Below are 20,893 nucleotides of genomic sequence, written 5' to 3' on the forward strand. Positions count from 1 at the left end.
CATGACCCCTTCGCTCAACCTTGGCAGCCAGCACCGCTGGCTGCTTAGCCTGATCACCCTGCTCGTCGTTCTGCTCAGCCTCGCGCCCAGTGTGCGTCTGCTCGTCGAAGCGCTTAGCGACCTTGGCCAGGGCAGCCAGGCACCGCTGTGGAAAGTGCTCAATGCCGCCAGCACGTGGCGTGCGTTATGGCACAGCCTGTATACCTCGGGCCTGGGTATGCTGATCGCTCTGGTGCTGGGCAGCCTGTTCGCCTTCGTGATCACCCTGACGGACATTCGCGGCAAAGCGTGGCTGGTGTTCTGCTTCATGCTGCCCATGATGATTCCGCCCCAGGTCACCGCGCTGAGCTGGCTGCAGCTATTCGGCCCGGCCAGCCCGCTATTGAAGAGCATCGGTATGGCGCCGCCCCTGGGTAGCCCGCAGCCGCTCTACTCCGCAGAGGGTATTGCCCTGCTGCTAGGTATCCAGAGTGCGCCGCTGGTATTTTTGGCGCTACGCACCTCCTTGCTATCGCTACCCCGCGAATTGATCGAAGCCGCCCGCATCAGCGGCGCGCGACAGGCTCAGGTGTGGGGCCATATCATCTTGCCCATCACCCGCCACGGCTTGGTGACGGGAGCCGCCATGGCGTTCATCTCCAGCCTGGGTAACTTTGGCATTCCCGCGATGCTCGGTATTCCCGCCGGTTATTACGTGCTGCCCACGCTGATTTATCAACGCATGGCCAGCTTTGGCACCGGCGTGCTGGCAGAGATGGCGGCGCTTTCGATGCTGATCGGCGTCCTGGCACTGGCGTGCGTGGCCTTGCAGCAGCATTGGATGAACCGCAGCCGCTTTGGGTTAGGCGGCCATAGCGGCCGCGCACACGATTTTTTGCTAGGCCGCTATCGCCCGCTGGTCACGGCTCTGCTGGTCGGCGTCCTGATGGTGATCCTGGTCGCGCCGCTGGCCGCTCTGGTGGTGAGCTCTTTGGTACCGGCGATGGGCGTGCCGCTTAGCGCTGACACCGTCACGCTCGATGCCTACCACGAGGTGATCGGTCGTCAAGGCGCCACTTGGCGGGCAGTGAGTAACAGTCTTTGGCTGGCGGGCGGTGCCGCGCTAGTGCTCATGCTCTGCAGCCTGCCGCTCGCCTACCGTTTACAGCGGCTTCCCCCGCGCCTGCAGCAGCTCACCCTGAGCGCCATCGAGCTGCCCTACGCGCTGCCCGGCGTGGTGCTGGCGATTGCCTGCATTCTACTGTTCGTACGCCCCTTACCGCTCATCGACCTAGCGCTTTACGGCACGCTCGGGCTGATTTTCGTGGCCTATTTGGCGCGCTTTCTGGTGGTCTGCCTAAAACCGGTGAGTGCCAGCTTGGCCCAGCTAGATCCCTCCTTGGAAGAAGCTGCTCAGCTGGCGGGCGCGGGCCCCTGGCGTCGGCTCATCACCATTTTGCTTCCGCTAATGGCGCCCTCGCTGTTCGCCGGAGGGCTGCTGGTGTTTCTGCTGGCGGTGAACGAACTGACCGTCTCCGCGCTGCTCTGGAGCGCCGGGAATGAAACCCTGGGCGTGCTGATTTTCAATCTGGACGAGGGCGGCGAGAGCGTGCTGGCAGCGGCCGTTTCCGTGCTGGTGGTGATCATGGTCGCCACGCTGATGCTATCGCTCAGCCTGCTGGCCCCCCGTTTACCTAAAGGAGTCGTGCCGTGGCAGGGCTAGCGATTCATCGTGTTACCAAGCAGTTTGGCGATCACCGGGCGGTGGATGATTTGTCGCTGGAGATAGCCCCTGGCGAATTCGTCGCCCTGCTCGGCCCCAGCGGCTGCGGCAAAACCACCATGCTGCGGATGCTGGCCGGGTTCGAGCAGATCAGTAGCGGCTCCCTGACACTCAACGGCACCCTCCTCGCCAGCGACCAGCATCACATGCCTCCTGAGCAGCGCAATATGGCGATGGTGTTTCAGTCCTACGCGCTATGGCCGCACATGAGCGTGGCCGACAACGTGGGCTACCCGCTGAAACTTCGCCGCGTTCAGGGCAGCGAGTATCAGCGCCGGGTCGCTCACGCGCTGGAGCAGGTCGCGCTTACCCCCTACGCCCAGCGCTCGCCGCAAGAACTCAGCGGCGGCCAGCGCCAGCGGGTGGCGCTGGCGCGCTGCCTGGTCACCGACCCCGACGTGGTGCTGCTCGATGAGCCGCTCGCCAACCTGGACCGCAACCTACGCGCTTCCATGGAGCACAGCTTCGTCGACTTCCACCGCCGCACCCAGGCCACCATGGTCTATGTCACTCACGACCAGAGCGAGGCGATGGCCATGGCGGATCGCATTGCGGTGATGCGTGACGGCGCGCTGGTGCAGTGGGCGACGCCTGAAACGCTCTATCGAGCGCCGCGCAGTGAGTGGGTCGCTCAGTTCATTGGCCAAGGCAGTCAGCTAAAGGTCGCAGGCGGTACCCCGGGCCAGCGGCTGGATGAGTCAGCGCTGATGCAGGGTTTGTCCGCGCCGCTCACGGCGCGCACTCAGCCCGTTTTGATACGTCCTGAACATAGTCGTGTCGAGCCACGCGCGCACTCGTCAAACGCCAGCGCGTTGACCGGGCGCGTCGAGCGGCTCACCTTTCGCGGTGAACGCTATGAGCTGCACCTGCGCTTAGCCACGGGAGAAGCGCTGCTGGCCTATCATCACACCGCACTCGACGAAGGCCAGCACGTCGCGGTGCATTTGTTGGAAGGCTGGTGCCTGGAGCCTGACCAATGAGCGCCACGGTTCAGATCCTCAGCGGGCTGGGCGACAAAGGGCCCGCGGCCATCGTGGTCGAAGCGCAAGGCAAACGCCTGCTGCTGGATGCCGGCGGCGCACTGCACCCCGGCGAGCCGGTTACCTGGGCACAGGGGCTCGCCGTGGACGCCGTGTTGATCAGTCATGACCACGTGGACCACATTGGCGGCGTCGTGGAACTGCCTGCGCAGATACCGCTTTACTGCACGCCGTTAGTCGCCAAGGCGCTACCCCCGCAGCGGGCGTGGCAGCCGCTGCCCTATCGGGGCCGTCTTGACGTTGAAGGCATTGCGGTCACCACCGGTCAAGCGGGGCATTCGCTGGGCGGTGTCTGGCTGCATCTCGACGACGCGGGCGGTATTTTTTACAGTGGCGATGCCTGTTTCGAGTCGCGCCTGTTTCCGTTCGATGCGCCCCCACCCGCCCACACGGCGCTGCTAGATGCCTCCTATGGCCGCTACGACCAGCCCCAAGCGCAGTGCATCCACGCCATTGGCAAGGCGTTGGACCACCCTTTGGTGCTGCCGGTACCGGAAACGGGGCGTGCCCTGGAAATGGCGCTATGGCTCTCGGAAGAGGCGGACCAACGCCACCTTCCTTTGGCGATTGACCCGATCATTCGCGATAACCTGGCCGCCCTACTCGCGCTGCCCAATGACCTTCGCCGAAAAGGATTGGACGCGGCTATCCAGGCGCTTTTGCAGCGCCCCAATGCCCGCCATCCGGCGCTTTGGCTGGTCAGCGACCGTGACGATGATCCGCCCGACTGGCCGCATCATCGTCTGCTGCACACCGGCTATTTGACGCCGCAGCGTCGCCAACAGCTCGCGGCGGGCGAGGTGCTCTGGCAACGCTGGAACGTCCATTTGCGCGCCTCGCATTTGGTAGCCCTGGCCCACCAGCTCCAAGCGGTCCAAGTGGCACCGCTCTTTACGCCGCTCCATGCCGATGCTGAGACCGCCTGGCGTGACCTGCTGGGCACACGGCTCATCACACAACCTTCGCTTGACGTCGAAGCGCAGACGAAAGTGCTCTCTTCGCCCCTGTTAACACCCTAGGAAATATCTCTATGAACGCAGTCATTGTCGATGTCGACGGCACGCTGGCCGAATTTCATCCTGCCGATGTCCACGAATGGGTACTGGGTCCCGCCAAACAGTGGGATCCCTTTTTCGCCCACATGGCCAACGCGCCGGTCATCGAGCCCGTCGCCCGGCTGGTCAAGCTGCTAAAAGCCCAAGGCCAGCAGATCGTCATTTGCAGCGGCCGCCCGGACAGCCATAGAGAGCACACCCACACATGGCTTACTCGTCATGAAATCCCCTTCGACGCCATGTACCTGCGCCCAGAAGGCGATGACCATGTGGATGACGAAGAGGTGAAAGCGGCGCTACTGAATCAAATGCACCGCGACGGCTTTGCCCCTTGGCTCGTGCTGGACGATCGCGACGCCGTGGTCGCCCAGTGGCGCGCACTCGGGCTGACCTGCCTACAGTGCGCGCCGGGAGACTTTTAAGCATCGGCGAGGCCCGAGCGCCGCTGCCACAGGAGTACCGCCACGGGCACGAGTGAAATAGGCATCAGCACCAGATTGAGCGTTGCCCAGCCTAAACCGCTGACCAGAGGGCCTGCCAACAGGGCAGTGCAAGCAGCGGTGCCAAACACTAAAAACTCGTTGGCTGCCTGAGTGCGCGCTTTATCCGCCGGGCGGTAGCTCTCGGTGAGCAGGCCCGTGGCGAGCAGGAAGGTGAAGTTCCAGCCCAGCCCAAGCAGCACCAGCGCCACGTTGAAACCGGCCAAGCCGAACTCCCCCTGAGCCACCAGCGCGCAGGCCACCAGCAGCAGGCACCCCGCGACGATGACTGGCTTGGCGCCGAAGCGAGCGGCCAAGTGGCCGGTAAAGAAGGAGGGCAGAAACATCGCCACGACATGCCACTGAATGGTCATCGAGACATGGTGAAAGTGGTGCCCCGCGCTCTCCATGGCCAGCGGCGTGGCGGTCATCGCTAGGTTCATCACCCCGTACCCCACCATCGCGGCACTCACCGCCACGATGAATCCCGGCTGGCGGAGTATCTTACCCAGCGGCAGCGGCGTGCCCTCGCTGTGGGTTTTGGAAGCAGGCGGTAATCGAGTCACGATCAACACCAACAGAGCCAGTGAGTAAAGCACCGCCAACCCAATGAAACTCCCCAAAAACGGGACGTCGCCCAGTTCACGGCTTGCGCGTGCCAGCCACGGCCCGGCAAACGCCGCCAGCACGCCGCCCCCCATGACCAAGCCAATCGCCCGGTCGCGCAGTGGCGCGGGCGCGGCCTCGACGGCGGCAAAACGGTAGAGCTGACCAAACCCAATGCCCACACCGATCAGCCAGGTCGCTAACAAAAATAGTCCAAACCGCTCGCCGATGAGTGCCTGAGCGGCCAACAGAGCCCCCACCAGCCCCACGAGGTTGCCCATCATAAAGCCTCGTTTACGTCCCAACCGCGCCATGATCAGCGAGGCTGGAATGGTCGCACACATTAGGCCGAGCCATTGCGTCGCCACGGGAGCCGTCGACCATACGGCGCTGGGCGCCAGCGACGCGCCGATCAGCGGCGAGATACCGATCAGCAGCACATTGCCGGTCACCAGTAGCGCTTGGCACAGTGACAAGAGAGAGACGGTTATGGGCATGAGCGGGCCTCCTGACAGACAGCGGCTCGGGAAGAGGCAAAGCGTTGGCGATACACCGAGGGGGAGACGCCGTAGTAGCGCTGAAACTGGCGGCGCAGCTGTTCGGCACCACCCAGCCGCCAGCGCTGTGCAAGACGCTCCAGGGAGAGTGGTTCTCGCTCGTTGAGCAGCGCCAACCGGGCTTGTTCCAAGCGTAGCTGCGTCACATACGCGCCCGGCGTGGTGTTTAAATGCCGCTTGAATAGCCGTGTCAGATGACGTGGCGAAACCGCCATCTGTTCGGCCATGCTCTCCAGGTCGACGGCTTCGCTGGGATCGGCATGCAGTCGGTCCAAGAGACGGCGCAGTGGCCCTGCCGACTGCTGACGACGCAATACCTCACTGAACTGGGACTGGCCGCCAGGGCGCTGTAGAAACACCACTAGCTCTCGGGCCACCTGTCCCGCGAGCTCTGCACCATGATCGGCCTCCACCAGCGATAGCGCTAGATCAATGCCGGCGGTCACCCCAGCGCTGGTATACCTGCCATGGCTTTCGATATAGAGCGCATCGGGCTCCACCCACAGCGCCGGGTACTCTTCCGCTAATTGCTGGGCATGCCGCCAGTGGGTCGTCACACGGCAGCCATCCAGCAAGCCAGCCTCAGCCAGTAAGAACGCCCCGGAGCAAATGGAGCCAAGCCGTCTGACGTCGGGGGCTATCTCACACAGCACTTGCTTGACGGCAGCGACGTCTCGCTGCTGCATCACTCCGCTGCCGCCTGACACTAACAGCGTATCCAACGGCCGTAATTGAGGGAGCTGTTGGTAGGTGTGGGTCGCATGGACGCCCAAGCCGCTATTGGTCAACACGGGCCCCGTGGCCTCGGCCACGAGCGTCAACTGGTACAGCGGCTGAGGGCTCAGCGCGTTCGCGCTGGCAAAAACCTGCCAAGGGCCGCTGACATCCAGCAGTTGGCAGTCGGGGTAGGCAAGCAGAGCAACATGTCGCGTCACAGACTCTCTCCAATAAGAAAATGGAACTAGAGAGAGTCTCGGTGCTACGCCCTATGTCGGCAAGGACCATCACCCCACCGATAAAGACATGACGAGGGTGCTTGGGCTCGGCGTTAGCCCGTACGCTCCATCGGCGCTTCCATACGGCGCACGCTGGCAACGAAGTCGCTGAACCGCTCGCCTTGGATCAGCACGTGGTCGCAGAGCGCCTGCTGGGCCTGGGCTGCGTCGCCCTGCTCGATGGCGTCGACGATCGTCTGGTGTTCATGGAGCGAGTTGTGCATGCGCTGGCGTACCTGGAGCTGTAAACGGCGGTAAGGCTTCAGGCGCTGCTTGAGCTGGCGGGCTTCGCTGGCTAGAAACGTGTTGTGGCTAGCGGTGTAGATACAGTCATGAAACGCTTCGTTCTCGTAATAGTACTCATCCGTGTCGCCCGCCAATGCTGCCGCTTCGCAACGTTGGTGCGCATCCTTGAGCGCCGCAAGTTCAGTGTCGCTGATGCGCCGCGCGGCCAGGCGGCCACACATGCCCTCAAGCTCAGCCATCACTTCGAACATTTCGATGAGCTGATCGATCCCTACCTTAGCGACGAACGTACCCTTCTTTGGCGAGACCGTGACTAGCCCGCTGGCAACCAACTGCTGAAACGCTTCGCGTACCGGCGTGCGCGAGACGTTGAACTCTCGTCCTAGGGCCTCTGGGTCTAGCCGCTCACCAGGAGCACGCCGTCCGTTAATGATGTCATCTTCTAACGAGTCTCTTAGCCGCTGTGCGTTAGAGCGCTTTGTATCCACCATCGAGTACCTCCTTCAATAACGCCGCAGGCGATGACATTAATATGGCATAAATTTGACATTAGCATACATAACCGCTATTGAAATATATATCAGCTCGCCTGATAAACACACAATGCCAATCCAAACACACAACGTTAATCCAAAAACACAACAACAACGGTTGGAGACGCTACATGAAACGCTTTTTACTACCCACCGCAGCGGCCCTCGGCCTCGCCATTGCCGCCTCCCACGCCAGTGCCGATACCGTACTGCGAGCGTCGCACCAGTTCCCTGGTGGTCAGGGCGATATTCGCGATGAAATGGTGCAAATGATGGCCCGCCACGTTGCCGATGCGGATGTCGGCTTGACCATCGAAGTCTATCCCGGCCAGTCGCTGTTCAAAGCGCGCGAGCAGTGGGGTGCCATCGCCCGGGGCCGCCTGGACATCACCTCGCTGCCGCTGGATTACGCGAGCGGTCGCCACCCGGAATTCTCTGCCACGCTGATGCCGGGGCTAGTACGTAACCAGGCCCACGCCCAGCGGCTGAACGACTCCGAGTACATGACGATGATCAAAGACGTCATCCTCGATGGCGGTGCGCGCGTGCTCGCGGATGCTTGGCTGTCGGGCGGTTTTGCCTCCAGCGAGCAGTGCATCACCTCACCGGAAACGGTCGCAGGGCAGAACATCCGTGCGGCGGGACCTGCGTTCGAAGAGATGCTGGAAGCAGCCGGGGCGTCGATCTCCTCCATGCCTTCATCCGAGGTGTATACCGCCATGCAAACCGGCGTTTTGGACGCCGCCAACACCTCCTCCATGTCGTTCGTCTCTTTCCGTCTGTATGAGCAGGTGGAGTGTCTGACCGAACCCGGCGAGTTTGCCCTTTGGTTCATGTACGAGCCCATCTTGATCTCCGAACAGGTGTGGCAGGGCTTGACCGAAGAGCAGCAGGCCGCGCTGATGGAAGCGGGCGAGGCTGCCGAGATCTACTTCGCAGAAGAGGCGGCTGCCATCGACCAGCAGATGGTCGACGTGTACCGAGAGAATGGCGTCGAGGTGGTCAGCATGAGCGAGGATGACTACAACGCTTGGCTCGAAATTGCCCGCGACACCTCCTACAAAAACTTCGCCGATAACGTTCCCAACGGTCAGGCCATCATCGATGCGGCGCTCGCCGTCGAGTAAGGCGCTTGCTATTTGACCGTGCTGGCCACTCGTTGAGTGGCCACGTTTGTCCGCTGCTTGCTGAGCTTGACGAGGGAACTATGGCAACTTCAACCACTCACCCCCCTGCCCTGCGCAGTGGGGTTCTTGGCGGCTACATCCGCCTGATGGATACGCTATCGCGCGTGTCGGCTTACTTGGCCTGCGCCATGTTCGTGGCGGGCGTTTTGGTGATCTGCCAAATGGTGTTCATTCGCTACGTGTTGGGCATGAGCACGAGCTGGCAGACGGAATTCACGATTTTTTCGGTGACTGGCGCCATGCTGATGGGCAGCCCGTATGCCCTGATGACTGGCGGCCATGTGGCGATCACCATCGTGCCGGATGCCCTTGGCGGCCTGGCGCAAAAAGCCATGCGTTTGGTGGCATCGCTGTTTGGCTTGCTGTTTTGCGCGGCGCTGGCCTACGCCTCTTGGGTGTACGTGTTCGAAGCGCTGCACGGCGAGTGGACCACCGGCTCGGTGTGGAACCCGCCACTGTGGCCTGCTCTTCTGCCCATGGCCGTGGGAGCCACGCTGCTCTCGCTACAGTACGTGGCTGAAATCATGCGCGGGGAGGGCTGACCATGGATCCCATTACACTAGGCATCATCGTCGCCGTCGGTTTGATCGTACTGATGGCGATTGGCACCCCCATTGCGTTCGCGTTGGGCGGCGTGTCGCTGCTGGCGCTGCTCTACGACCGGGGATTGCCGGAACTCACCTACTTTGGCGAAACGTTTTTTGATCGCATCGCCGAGTTTGGCTTCGTGGCGATCCCGATGTTCATTCTGATGGGCGCAGCAGTGGCTTCCTCTCCAACCGGGCGCGATCTTTACCGCTCGCTCGACCTATGGATGGGTCGTCTGCCTGGAGGCCTTGCCGTCTCCAATATCGGGGCCTGCTCCATTTTCGCCGCGCTCTCGGGCTCTTCCCCGGCCACCTGCGCCGCCATTGGTAAAATGGGCATCCCTGAAATGCGCACTCGTGGCTACCCCGACGGCGTGGCGGCGGGCTGTATTGCAGCAGGCGGCACATTGGGGATTTTGATTCCCCCCTCGGTCACCATGATCATCTATGGCATCTCGACCGAAACCTCGATTGGCCGCCTGTTCATTGCCGGGGTAGTGCCCGGCTTCATGCTCGCCGGCCTGTTCATGATCTGGACCATGATAGCCTGCAAGCTGGCCGGGGGTTACAACAACCCGCTGGCGGCCTCTGCTGAAAAACTGAAAGAGAACATCAAACAGAACGTCGATAGCAACATGAAGGCGCTCGTACGAGTGCTGCCCTTCTTAGGCGTCGTCGCGGGTATTCTGTTCGCCCTTTACGGAGGCGTGGCAACACCCTCGGAAGCCGCAGGTGTCGGCGCATTCCTCTGTTTGGCGTTGGCGATTTTGATTTATCGGATGTGGCAGCTTGGCCCCATCAAGCTAATCATGCGCGACTCGCTGCGGGAAAGCGTGATGATCATGCTAGTGATTGCCACTGCCGAAGTATTCGCTTACGCGCTTTCGTCGATGTTCATTACCCAGACCGTAGCGGCCGCCATTGCCGATTTAGAGGTGAATCGCTGGGTACTGATGGGCGTCATCAACTTGTTTTTGTTGGTGGCAGGTTTCTTTTTGCCGCCCGTGGCCGTGATCGTGATGACCGCGCCGATCCTGCTACCGATCATTTTGGCGGCCGATTTCGACCCCTATTGGTTCGCGGTGATTCTGACCATCAATTTGGAAATCGGCCTGATCACACCGCCGGTGGGGCTCAACCTGTTCATCATCAAAGGTATCGCACCCGATATCTCGCTGCGGGATATTTTGATGGGCAGCCTACCCTACGCACTGTGCATGGTGTTGGGCATTCTGCTTCTCTGCCTATTCCCAGGTATTGCGCTATGGCTACCCAACCTGATCATGGGTTAACGGGGGACGCATCGTGAACATGACTTTTCTCCAAGAGATGTTTAACAGCATCACCCAGCGCGACGCGCTGTTACGGCGAAAACATCCAGAAACACTGACGCCCGACCATCATCAACTGGTCAAAGCCTGCCAAGCGCTGCTGGCCAGTGACGGCGAGGCCTCCAGCATCGCGCTGGCCAGCCGCGCACTGGCCTTGTACCAGCGGCTCTCGGAAGGGGAAAAGCGCGCGTTTTTTAAGCGCCTGGCCGACGACTTTGCCGCTGAACCCAAGCAGATCGATAGCGCCTACCAAGCCTATCAACAGGCCCGCGACAACCACACGCTTCAAGCGCTGTTCGAGGCTTGCGAGCCGCGCCGCCAGGAGCTATTTAGGCGCTTGAACCTCGCCACCGACGGCACCTATGACCTGGTCAAAATGCGCGAAGATCTGCTGCAACTGCTGCGCGAGGAGCCTGACTTAGCGCCTATCGACGATGATTTTGCGCACCTGTTTGGCTCCTGGTTCAATCGCGGCTTTTTAATGCTCAAGCGAATCGACTGGAATACCCCAGCGTCCATTCTGGAAAAAATCATCCGCTATGAAGCCGTGCATGAGATTCAGGACTGGAACGATCTGCGGCGGCGACTGGATGCCCGAGACCGCCGCTGCTTCGCATTTTTTCACCCCGCGATTGGCGACGAGCCGCTGATTTTTGTGGAAGTAGCGCTGCACAAAGGATTGCCCAGCCGCATACAGCCGATTTTGGCAGGGGAAGAGGATGGCTTGGCGGACCCCGATGATGCCGATACCGCCGCCTTCTTTGGTATCAGCAACTGCCAAACCGGGCTCCGCGGCATTTCGTTTGGCAACTTCCTCATCAAACAAGTCGTGCAGGAATTGAGTCAGGAGCTCCCCCAGCTCAAGCACTTCGTTACCCTCTCCCCGGTGCCCGGCTTCGCCCAGTGGCTGGCCGAACAGCAGCAGGAAGATCAGTGGCCCGAGCCTATCCGCGAGGCGCTCGACGCGTTGGAGACGCCCAACTGGCAGCAGGATAAAGCCCGCGAAGAGCGCCTCAAAACCGCCATTCGCCCGCTCGCGGCCCACTATCTGGTCGATCAGAAGAATCGCCACGGCCTGCCGCTGAACCCAGTGGCGCGTTTCCACCTGGGCAACGGTGCCGAGCTGCATCGCATCAACTGGCTGGGCGATGTCTCGACCAAGGGAATGAAACAAGCGGCAGGGCTGATGGTGAACTACCTCTACGTGCTCGACGATATCGAGCGCAATCATGAAAACTATACCGCAAAGGCCACCGTTGCCTGTTCGAGCGAGGTGCGCGACCTCGCTCGCCGCGCCCGCAAGCTGGCCAAGGGAGAGACCACCAAATGAACCACAACTTATTCGATACCTTTGCCGCGCGCATGCGCGAGCGTGGCAACGCCCCCTTTATCACCACCCGCGAGGGCCGCTACTACAGTTACCAAGACGCGCTGAATGAAAGTGCCCAGCTTGCCGGAGCGCTGACCTCGCTAGGCGTGAACGTAGGCGACCGCGTGGCGGTGCAGGTGGATAAAAGTCCGGAAGCCATTTTGCTCTACCTCGCCTGCCTGCGCATTGGCGGCGTCTATTTACCGCTCAATACCGGCTATACCGGCGATGAAATCCGCTATTTTTTGAACGATGCCGAGCCCGCCCTGTTCGTCTGCAGGCCCGCCGATATCGACACCGCCCGTACCATAGCCCGCGATACCGGCTGCCCGGCGGTCGAAACCTTGGGCACCGATGCCGATGGCAGCTTGATGGAGAAAGCGCAGCAAAGTGCCCCCCGAGACGACATCGTCACGCTGGGCGAACGGGATTTAGCGGCGATTCTATACACCTCGGGCACTACCGGGCGCTCGAAAGGCGCCATGCTGACCCACCGCAACCTCGCCTCGAACGCTGAAACGCTGGTCTCGTCCTGGCACTTTAGCGCCGACGATCGGCTGATCCACGCGCTGCCTATTTTTCATACCCACGGCCTGTTCGTGGCGTGCAACGTCACGCTGATGGCCGGGGCCAGTATGTGTTTTTTGCCCAAATTCGATGCGGATGTCATTTTCGACGAACTGCCCAAAGGCAGCGTGATGATGGGGGTCCCCACGTTCTATACCCGCTTGGTTCAAGACCCACGCCTCACCCCCGAAGTGACCGCCCAGATGCGCCTGTTCGTGTCGGGTTCGGCGCCGCTCACCGCGGAAACCCACGAAGCGTTCGAAGCCAAAACCGGCCACGCCATTCTCGAACGCTACGGCATGACCGAAACCAATATGAATATTTCTAACCCCTACACCGGCGCACGCCGAGCGGGCACCGTCGGCATGCCGCTGCCGGGGGTCGAGATGCGTATCACCAGCCGGGAAACCGGCGAAGAGGTACCACAGGGTGAAATCGGCATGCTGCAAATTCGTGGCCCCAATGTCTTCATTGGCTACTGGCGCATGCCAGAAAAGACCCGTGAAGAGCTTTTAGAGGATGGCTTTTTCATCACTGGCGATCTCGCCATGGTCGATGAGCAGGGCTACGTGCACATTGTGGGCCGAGATAAAGACTTGGTGATTTCCGGCGGGTATAACGTCTACCCCAAAGAGGTCGAGCAGGTGATCGATGAGCTGCCGCAAGTGGCCGAGTCTGCCGTGATTGGCCTGCCCCACCCCGACTTCGGCGAAGGCGTCACCGCCGTGGTGGTGCCCCAGCCAGGCGAGCAGGTGGATGAAGCCGCCATTCTGGATCATCTCGCCGGGCGGCTGGCCAAATACAAACAGCCAAAGCGGGTCTTTTTCGTCGATTCGCTGCCGCGCAACACCATGGGTAAGGTACAAAAGAACGAGCTACGCAAGCGCTTCGACACCACCTACCACGCCGCTTAGCCGATTCTTTAAAATGGCCCACCAAAAACACCCACGCCCCGCAGTGCGGGGCGTGGGTGTTTTTTCTTGAACGCTACTTTCAAATGTTGGCGTGATTCGACTCTGCCTGAAAAGTCGGCGCGCGAAGGCCAGACAAGGCAAAAATCGGCGAAAAGACGGAGTTTACATGTCGTAAATGAGTACTTTGAGCCGATTTTTAACGCCGTATGGTCGAGCACAGCCAGTTTTCAGGCAGAGTCTAGCCGCCTGCAAAGGAGGCGTACATGATCACCACCAGGATCACCAGCACGATACCGGTGGGCACCGCGCCTTTCCACGGCGTGAGATCGACATCGCAGGAGTCTTCCTGCACCCAGTCCGTGGCACGAGGGCGCAGCTTACCGATCACCAGCATCACCGCCACCAGCAGCACGAACACCGCCGCGACGAAGTGGAATTCGTGCATTACCATCGGCAGCTTGTTGAACGGCGGCACGAAGTAGCCTGCCGCGATCAGCAAACAGCCCCCGACCAGCGCGACTTTTGCAGCCATCGGCGGAACGCGCTTGGTCAGCAGGCCAACTAGCACCACGGCGAGAATGGGGATGAAGTAGATTGCGTTCATCTTCTGCAGGTAGCCAAACAGGCTCTCCTGGCCCGCCAGCAGCGGCGCAATGATCATGGTCGTAATCGCCATGATCCAGCCAAACACCTTGCCGGATTTCACCACCTGCTCTTCCGTGGCGTCCTTTTTCAGCACGCCTTTGTAGATCCCCAGGCTGAAGATCGTCGTGGTGCTATTCAGCGCGGAGTTAAACGAGGAGAGAATCGCCCCGACCATCACCGCCGCAAAGAAGCCGGTCAGGTAAGGCGGCAGCACGTTGAAGACCAAGTGGCCGTAAGCCTCGTCCGCGCGAATACCCTGGTCGGCATACAAGTGGTAGGCGATGATGCCAGGCAGCACCAGATACAGCGGCCCCAACAGCTTGAAAAAGCCGGTCAGCAGCACCCCTTTCTGACCTTCTGCCAGGTTCTTAGCGGCAAAGGTGCGCTGAATGATCTGCTGGTTGGTGGTCCAGTAGAAAAGGTGAAGCAACAGCACGCCGGTAAAAATGGTCGAGAACGGCACCTGCTGATCCGGCCCGCCGAGGGAGTTGAACTTGCTAGGATCACTCTCTTTTAGAATGCTCCAGCCCTCCATCACACCACTGCCACCGCTGACCGCTTGTAAGCCAAAGTAAACGATGATGAAACCGCCAATCAGCAGGCCGACACCGTTCAAAGTGTCAGAAACGGCAACGGTGCGCAGGCCGCCAAACAGCGCGTAGACCGCGCCAATCAGCCCCACCGCCCATACCGTCGCCCAGAGCAGCACCGTGCTGGAGCCAATACCGGTCAAGCCCTGTAAATCCAGCATGCCCTGAAGACCAATGGCACCGGAATAAAGAATGATCGGCAGTAGCACCACCGCGTACGCAATCAGGAAAATGACGTTGGCAATCAGCTGTGTGCCCGTGTCAAAACGAATCGCCAACAGCTGCGGCAGCGTGGCAATACCGCTTTTCAAAAAGCGCGGCAGGAAGAACAGCGCCAATGCCACCAACGCAATGACGGCGATCACTTCCCAGGCCATGACGCTCAAGCCGTCGGTGAAGGCCGAACCGTTCAGCCCCACCATCTGCTCGGTGGAGAGGTTGGTCATCAGCATGGACGCCGCAATCAGTGGAAACGTCAGCGTTCGGCCTGCCAGAAAATAACCACTGGTGCTGCGATGATCGTCACGCCGTGTGATGCGCCACGTGACAAAGGCCACCAGGCCCGTAAAAAACAGAAACGATGCCAGGGTTAGGGCATGCATGGGGGAAAGTCCTTCGGTGCGGTCGCGTCTGAAGCGGTGCCCAACACGGGCACGAAGAGCGGTATCAAGCGATACGACACGGTGAATTTAGGTAAAAATACCAATCATCGCGGGATTCTAAGCGGGTGACACGTTTCATCTATTAGCCTTTAGTATTAATAAATTGTCATAAAGACGTTTTTTAACCACGTATAGCGTCGACAACGAAAGAGGGGCGGTAATGCCCGCTCCTCCGCTAAGCTATGTCACAATGTCGGCTGTTGATTGACCGCACGTCATTAACCACAAGGATGCTCATCGCCGTGCTGCACTATTTACAAGGACTCCCCTCTTTCTTTGCCTACCTGCTTGGCGCGCTCGCGCTGCTGGTGGCGTTTATGTATTGCTATAGTCGCCTGACCCCTCACCATGAGTGGGCGCTGATTCGAGCAGGCAATGCGGCGGCGGCCACCGCCTATGGCGGCTCTATCCTGGGTTTTACCCTCCCGCTCTACAGCGCCATGGCCCACTCGATTAGCTATCTCGACTTCATACTGTGGGGCGTGGTGGCGTTCGGCGTGCAGATCGCCACCTTCTTTGGCCTGAAACTGTTTCTGCGTCGTCAGGGCGAGAGTTTGTCTCAGCACATCACCGAAGGCCACCAGGCCTACGGCACGCTGGTCGGCAGCATCTCGATTGCCGTGGGCCTGATCAACGCGGCTTCAATGACCTGGTAACGGAGCGCTCTCATGGAAAAGCAGACCCAACCTACCCACCTGCCCCGCCGTAAGCGCAGCGCGCGCCTCTCGCTGGCGATGATGGGCGCGAGCGCATTCGGTTTGACCGCCTGCACCCAGCCCGCCGAAGATGAGCATTTGACCGACGTACGCTTCGACGAGCCTAGAAGCTATCAGGGCGTCGAGGAGTGCGTGGCCGCCAACGTCTACACCCGCAGTGCCTGCGAAGACGCCTACGAGGCCTCGTTGGCGTCCGTCCCCCGCTTCGATACTCTGGAAGCCTGCGAAGCCGAACACGGCGAAGGCGCCTGCGCAGCCCCCACCGACGCACAGGCCCAGGCCGCGGGCGGCGGCAATTGGTTCATGCCTGCCATGATGGGCTATATGGTCGGTAATATGCTGGCGAATACCAGCCGAGGGCGCTCGTTCGAGCGCGTGTATCAAGAGCCGGTCTACCGCAACCGCCAAAACCAGGGCAACTGGAATGCTGCGGCCAGCCAGGCGACGCAACGGGTCAATCAGCGCAACGAGGCCCTGCGCAGCTCGGTGGTGCAAAACCGCCAAGCCACGACCCGTCGCGGTTTGGGCACACGATCGGCCTCTTGGGGTTCCTAGCGTTTTGGGGTATTGACCACCGTTTGGGAGCGACCATGCTGCGCATCAACGTCTCTGAACGACCGCAATGGAAAGCCCTGGCCAAAGAGCTGGGGTTTCATTTTCACACCATCGATGGCGAGCCCTATTGGAAAGAGGACGCCTACTACCAGTTCACCCTGGCACAGGTGGAGAGAGAGATCGAAGCACCCACCGAAGCCCTTCACGAGATGTGCATGGCGCTAGTGGATAAGGTGTGTCACTCCAATGCCTTGATGCAGCGTCTCGCGATTCCTGAGCACATGTGGGACATCATCCACCACTCCTGGCGAAGCGGGCAGCCGCCGCTCTACGGGCGTATGGATTTTGCCTATTCAGGCGACGGCCCTGCGAAGCTCTTGGAACTCAATTACGATACGCCCACCTCGCTTTATGAAGCGGGCTTTTTCCAGTGGGTGTGGTTGGAACAAGCCATCGAGCAAGACATCCTGCCCCGCCATGCCGACCAGTACAACTCGATACAAGAGCGTCTGCTCAACGCCGTGGCGCATCTTGGCGATCGTCTTCCGAATCGTACGCTCTACTTCTCTTGCGTCAAAGGCAGCGACGAAGAACGAGCCACCGTTCACTACTTGCAAGACATCGCCGTACAGGCGGGCTTGCAGGCGCCGTTCATTTACATCGAAGACATCGGCGTAGCGCCGGGGGTCGAGCACTTCGTCGATTTGGACGACCAGCCGATTGCCGCGCTGTTCAAGCTATACCCGTGGGAGGAGATGGCGGTAGAAGCCTTTGGGGAGGCCGTCACGCAGCTCAACACCCACTGGTTCGAGCCACCCTGGAAAGCCGTTCTTTCCAATAAAGGAATTCTGCCGCTGTTGTGGGAAGAGTACGAAGGACACCCCAACCTGCTACCGGCCTATTTCGAGAAGGATAGTCACTCGGCGCTAGCGCCCGGCTGGGTGCGCAAGCCATTCTTTTCGCGGGAAGGAAGCAACGTCAGCCTAGTTACGCCGGGCGGGCAAGCGGAGAGCGTGAGCGGCCCTTACACCGATAGCCCATGGATTCGTCAGGCCTATCAGCCGTTGCCTCGCTTTGGCGATAAACACGCACTCATCGGTAGCTGGGTGGTGGGCGACCGCGCTTGTGGCATGGGTATTCGCGAAGACGTGGGACGTATCACCAAGGATACGTCGTGCTTCGTTCCCCACGCAATCGTATGACGGAGGGCAACCTAGGCGGCGTTCGCCCCCGAGCTATCGCTGTGCTGCGACAACCGCCAAACAGGGGACATACTCGCAGCTTGCTCCTCTGCCAAGACCAAGCGCTCGGTCTTCGGCTCGGCTAGGCCGGGTAAGAAGTGGCGAGCTCCCACCCAGCGCAACGGCTCGGCTAGCTGTACCTCTTCAGGCATTCCGCCCTTCATCATTCTCAAGAGATAGTCATCGCTCTCGGTTGGGTGCCAGTGGGTCAGTAACTCAAAGGGCGCTTGAGGCGAACGACGTGCGGCCAGCACACCCAAACCGGGCTGGCAGTGCAGTTCGATGATATGCGCAACGCCTTTCGCCAGTAGCGCACGGTAGGTGTGCTTATCCAATGTCGAGGTCGAGACGGCCGTGATGTTCATGGGCAGTGAGGGAAGCCGCTGCGCCAATTGACGCCAGCGGTCTGCACTGGTCACCATGATGTCACCCGCATTGAGTTCCCAAAGCGCGTTGGCATGATCAAAGAGAGAGCGCGACGACCAGCCCGCCAGCTGCGGAAGCAGCGCACCGAGCATAAAACCTGCGGCCGTCTGTGCCGATAGCCAACTCACCACGCTACGAACTGGCTGCCCGTCCTGATCAAACAACGTCGCGAGCGCCTCTGCTTCTTGCAGCAGCGACGCCGCACTGTAGCGATGCTGACGTTGGAGTCGATGGCTGAACGCGCCGCCGATGTCGCTATCGAATAACTGTAAGTGGGTAATGTCACCACGCTCGTTCAACGCGTCTGCCCACTCATCCACGGTAATAGAAGAATCAGAAAGTACGTCGGCGTCCGTCAGGCCAAAGCGACGTTTGACCGAATCGACCAGGCTTTCTCGCTCGGGGGTCCCCGCGGCAGGCAGCATATCGCTTTGCGGGTTGCCGTAGCGCGCCAACATACTTCGCAACACGGCAATCAGAGTGGGTGAGGTCAGTGACAACATGATGCTTCCTTAGCAAATCGTCGTTCCATTAGGTTGCCAGATTACTCACATGTATCACTTTTGTCAAAGTATTAACTTATATCAAGCTTGCTAGCTAATACTTGTATAAATAAGCCGGACCTGAAGGCCAATCGTTGGTAGAAATAGTCGATGCTCTTGCCAAACGCCGCTGAAATCGTTGCTATCATGCCAAAGGGTATGAGGCGACTCAGCAATGAACAATGCTGATGCCTCATGCCTTTCGTTAAGCGTTTTCGTCCCACTTGGAGCAACCGCGATAATGACAGCGCGCTGGAAAACCCTGCCATTACGGCTACGTCTGTTTATCTCCTTCGGCACGGTGTTGGCCATTGCCATGTTTCTAGCGCTCTACCTGCAGGCGCGGGCACACGGCCAAGCTCGTCTGGATAACCTGCTGAACGTCGAGTTACCTGCCCAGGTTGAAGAGCTAGCCACACGCATCAACCTCCGCTTGAGTCCAGCGTTGGCGTTGTCTGAAAGTCTAGCCAACAGTTACTTCATCGAGCAGTGGGTTGCCGACGGGCTGCCAGCCATCCAACAACCGGACATCGAGCGCTACCTGTCACGCCTCATGAACCAATTGGACACCGAGCTGCTCTTTATCGCCGCTCAAACACAAGGGCGCGGCGTCTACTTCCAGTACCGTGACGGCAACTTCATGCAGCGTACGCTCCAGCGTCCCGGTGGCGACGACGACTGGTACTATCAGTTCACCGACAGTGACGCTCCGTACAACTTAAATTTAGACAGCGACACCTTCTCCCCAGAGGAGGCCTTCGTCTTTTTGAACTTCCGCAGCAGCGCGACCGCTACCAATGGCCGTCCCAGCGTTGTCGCTGGCGCGGGGCTCGACCTATCGCGCATGGCCCAGCTCATCCGTGACTATCGTCTGGGCGACACCGGTCGAGCGTCGATCTTGAGTGCCGAAGGCGCCTTCATGGTCACCAGTAATGAAACCAATATCTCGGCACTTCAACCCCAGGAAACCGATACGCTACTGCGCCAGGATAATGACATTCGCGTCAGTGAAATCGAGCGCAATGGCCACCCCTATTTCGTCACCACCCGCTGGCTGCCAGAGTTACAGCGCTATCTCATGGTCGAGGTCTCCAAAGAAGAGTACACCAGCAGCATTCGCCAGCGCTTTTTGAGCTCGGTTGAACTTGGCCTACTGCTTCTCATCGCCGGACTGCTGCTGCTTTACCCCTTGACGGGCAGTCTCATTCGCCCGCTCGATCGCTTTCAGCGCCAGCTCAAAGAGATTACCCATAGTCTGGACCTTTCCCGCCGAGTGGAAACCGACGACCGCGCCGAACTGGGCGACTTGGCCGACCAAACCAATCAGCTATTGGAGCGTCTCTCCCGCGCGATTGCGGCGGTGTCGTCCAACGCGCTAGCGCTCAATCAAGTAGCCGACCGCTTGGCACAGACGGCCGGGCTCTCCGGCATACAGGGCGGCGACATACAACATGAAGCCAACCAGACCATGGCTGCTGCGGTCGAGGAGATGGCCTCTTCGGTTGCCGAAATCACCTCCACCATGGAAGAACTCTCCACGTCTTCCACGCAAATTGCCGATCACTCGCAGTCCGTGGTGGACGTGGCGAACCAAACCCTTGAACGCAGCCGCAAGGGCAGTACCGCCATGCAGCTGCTTCAGGCCAAAATGCAGGATATTAGAAGCGACAGTGAGCAGAGCCTCGCGGAAATCATGACGCTGGGCGCGAAGTCCAAACAGATCAGTAAAGTAATGGAGCTGATCAATACACTGGCTGCTCAGACCAAACTGATCGCTTTCAACGCCGCACTCGAAGCGTCCAGCGCAGGGGAGTCCGGCCGTCGCTTTTCCGTGGTCGCCAATGAGATACGCCGCTTGGCCGATAGCGTGACCGACTCCACTCAAGAGATCGAGGGACACACCGACGATATCCAGCAAGCGATCAATCGCTTGGTCGTGGCCTCAGAAAAGGGCGCGACATCGATCGAACAGGGCGTCGAGGCCAGCCAAAGCACCGCGCAAGACCTGGAAGCGCTGCTCAAAGCCGCTAGCCAAACGAGCAGCGCCGCGCAGCAAATTTCGCTCTCGACCCAACAGCAGAAAACCGCCAGCAGTCAGGTGGTGATTGCCCTACGAGACATCGATACGGCCAGCGCTCGCAATGCCCACTCCGTGCGCAGCATCACGGAGATCAGCCAGGACATGGTACAGATGTCTGCCGAGCTGAACGCGCTCGTTCAGGAGTTCACTCTCGATGAGCAGAGCGCCAAACCGAACGACGATAAGCCACGTCCTTCCTGAGGAGGCG

18 protein-coding genes are annotated in these 20,893 nt (G+C 60.1%); 13 read left to right on the top strand and 5 right to left on the bottom strand.

Annotated elements, in window-relative coordinates; translation table 11 throughout:
• Window position 1: 1 nt before the first annotated feature.
• From FHJ80_RS04150 to FHJ80_RS04165, 4 genes are read left to right on the top strand one after another with little or no spacing between them, the layout of a single operon-like run.
• Complete coding sequence (locus FHJ80_RS04150) at window positions 2-1,702, top strand: iron ABC transporter permease (RefSeq protein ID WP_139525779.1); 1,701 nt, start codon at window positions 2-4, stop codon at window positions 1,700-1,702.
• Window positions 1,690-2,742: an ABC transporter ATP-binding protein gene (locus FHJ80_RS04155; protein ID WP_139525780.1), complete on the top strand. Its 1,053-nt coding sequence runs from the start codon at window positions 1,690-1,692 to the stop codon at window positions 2,740-2,742. Before FHJ80_RS04150 ends, FHJ80_RS04155 begins: the two co-directional genes overlap by 13 nt.
• Window positions 2,739-3,821 (top strand): MBL fold metallo-hydrolase, encoded by a 1,083-nt coding sequence (locus tag FHJ80_RS04160; protein WP_139525781.1) that lies wholly within the window; start codon window positions 2,739-2,741, stop codon window positions 3,819-3,821. Before FHJ80_RS04155 ends, FHJ80_RS04160 begins: the two co-directional genes overlap by 4 nt.
• Before the next feature lie 11 nt (window positions 3,822-3,832).
• The gene (locus tag FHJ80_RS04165) at window positions 3,833-4,279 is read left to right on the top strand and encodes an HAD family acid phosphatase (RefSeq protein WP_139525782.1); all 447 of its coding nucleotides are present in this window, start codon (window positions 3,833-3,835) and stop codon (window positions 4,277-4,279) included.
• On the opposite strand, the gene FHJ80_RS04170 is transcribed toward FHJ80_RS04165, so the two are convergent.
• From FHJ80_RS04170 to FHJ80_RS04180, 3 genes are all read right to left on the bottom strand, one after another.
• Window positions 4,276-5,439 carry an MFS transporter gene (locus tag FHJ80_RS04170; protein WP_139525783.1) on the bottom strand — a complete coding sequence of 388 codons (1,164 nt, stop codon included), beginning with the start codon at window positions 5,437-5,439 and terminating at the stop codon, window positions 4,276-4,278. The two genes, FHJ80_RS04165 and FHJ80_RS04170, sit on opposite strands and share 4 nt — an antisense overlap.
• Window positions 5,430-6,434, bottom strand: coding sequence for a GlxA family transcriptional regulator (locus FHJ80_RS04175; RefSeq protein ID WP_139525784.1), 1,005 nt, complete (start codon window positions 6,432-6,434; stop codon window positions 5,430-5,432). Before FHJ80_RS04175 ends, FHJ80_RS04170 begins: the two co-directional genes overlap by 10 nt.
• Window positions 6,435-6,547: 113 nt before the next feature.
• Window positions 6,548-7,231, bottom strand: a complete 684-nt coding sequence (locus FHJ80_RS04180; RefSeq protein ID WP_139525785.1) for a GntR family transcriptional regulator — start codon at window positions 7,229-7,231, stop codon at window positions 6,548-6,550.
• Between the two features lie 173 nt (window positions 7,232-7,404).
• On the opposite strand from FHJ80_RS04180, the gene dctP reads away from it, so the two are divergent.
• The 5 genes from dctP to FHJ80_RS04205 all read left to right on the top strand — a co-directional run bounded on the left by dctP (window position 7,405) and on the right by FHJ80_RS04205 (window position 13,228).
• Window positions 7,405-8,400, top strand: a complete 996-nt coding sequence (gene dctP / locus FHJ80_RS04185) for a TRAP transporter substrate-binding protein DctP (protein WP_139525786.1) — start codon at window positions 7,405-7,407, stop codon at window positions 8,398-8,400.
• An 80-nt stretch (window positions 8,401-8,480) separates the two neighbouring features.
• The gene (locus FHJ80_RS04190) at window positions 8,481-9,002 is read left to right on the top strand and encodes a TRAP transporter small permease subunit (protein WP_139525787.1); all 522 of its coding nucleotides are present in this window, start codon (window positions 8,481-8,483) and stop codon (window positions 9,000-9,002) included.
• A 2-nt stretch (window positions 9,003-9,004) separates the two neighbouring features.
• Window positions 9,005-10,339 carry a TRAP transporter large permease gene (locus tag FHJ80_RS04195; RefSeq protein WP_139525788.1) on the top strand — a complete coding sequence of 445 codons (1,335 nt, stop codon included), beginning with the start codon at window positions 9,005-9,007 and terminating at the stop codon, window positions 10,337-10,339.
• Between the two features lie 13 nt (window positions 10,340-10,352).
• Window positions 10,353-11,708: a malonyl-CoA decarboxylase gene (locus tag FHJ80_RS04200; RefSeq protein WP_139525789.1), complete on the top strand. Its 1,356-nt coding sequence runs from the start codon at window positions 10,353-10,355 to the stop codon at window positions 11,706-11,708.
• The gene (locus tag FHJ80_RS04205; RefSeq protein ID WP_139525790.1) at window positions 11,705-13,228 is read left to right on the top strand and encodes a malonyl-CoA synthase; all 1,524 of its coding nucleotides are present in this window, start codon (window positions 11,705-11,707) and stop codon (window positions 13,226-13,228) included. Before FHJ80_RS04200 ends, FHJ80_RS04205 begins: the two co-directional genes overlap by 4 nt.
• Before the next feature lie 238 nt (window positions 13,229-13,466).
• On the opposite strand, the gene FHJ80_RS04210 is transcribed toward FHJ80_RS04205, so the two are convergent.
• On the bottom strand, window positions 13,467-15,065 hold the full coding sequence (locus FHJ80_RS04210; protein WP_139525791.1) for a solute:sodium symporter family transporter: 1,599 nt from the start codon (window positions 15,063-15,065) through the stop codon (window positions 13,467-13,469).
• A 302-nt stretch (window positions 15,066-15,367) separates the two neighbouring features.
• Between FHJ80_RS04210 and FHJ80_RS04215 the strand changes: the two genes are divergently transcribed.
• From FHJ80_RS04215 to FHJ80_RS04225, 3 genes are read left to right on the top strand one after another with little or no spacing between them, the layout of a single operon-like run.
• On the top strand, window positions 15,368-15,781 hold the full coding sequence (locus FHJ80_RS04215; RefSeq protein ID WP_139525792.1) for a DUF350 domain-containing protein: 414 nt from the start codon (window positions 15,368-15,370) through the stop codon (window positions 15,779-15,781).
• 12 nt (window positions 15,782-15,793) lie between these two features.
• Window positions 15,794-16,396 carry a DUF1190 domain-containing protein gene (locus tag FHJ80_RS04220; protein ID WP_139525793.1) on the top strand — a complete coding sequence of 201 codons (603 nt, stop codon included), beginning with the start codon at window positions 15,794-15,796 and terminating at the stop codon, window positions 16,394-16,396.
• A gap of 35 nt (window positions 16,397-16,431) precedes the next feature.
• Window positions 16,432-17,598: a glutathionylspermidine synthase family protein gene (locus tag FHJ80_RS04225; protein ID WP_139525794.1), complete on the top strand. Its 1,167-nt coding sequence runs from the start codon at window positions 16,432-16,434 to the stop codon at window positions 17,596-17,598.
• 11 nt (window positions 17,599-17,609) lie between these two features.
• Here FHJ80_RS04225 and FHJ80_RS04230 read toward each other — a convergent pair whose 3' ends face one another.
• Entirely contained in the window at window positions 17,610-18,566 is a 957-nt protein-coding gene (locus FHJ80_RS04230; protein WP_176558213.1) for a hypothetical protein, read from the bottom strand.
• Between the two features lie 280 nt (window positions 18,567-18,846).
• Between FHJ80_RS04230 and FHJ80_RS04235 the strand changes: the two genes are divergently transcribed.
• Window positions 18,847-20,886 (top strand): methyl-accepting chemotaxis protein, encoded by a 2,040-nt coding sequence (locus FHJ80_RS04235; RefSeq protein ID WP_139525795.1) that lies wholly within the window; start codon window positions 18,847-18,849, stop codon window positions 20,884-20,886.
• Window positions 20,887-20,893 lie beyond the last annotated feature (7 nt).

The sequence above is a fragment of the Halomonas sp. BL6 genome (assembly GCF_006228115.1).
Taxonomy (GTDB): Bacteria; Pseudomonadota; Gammaproteobacteria; order Pseudomonadales; family Halomonadaceae; genus Vreelandella; species Vreelandella piezotolerans.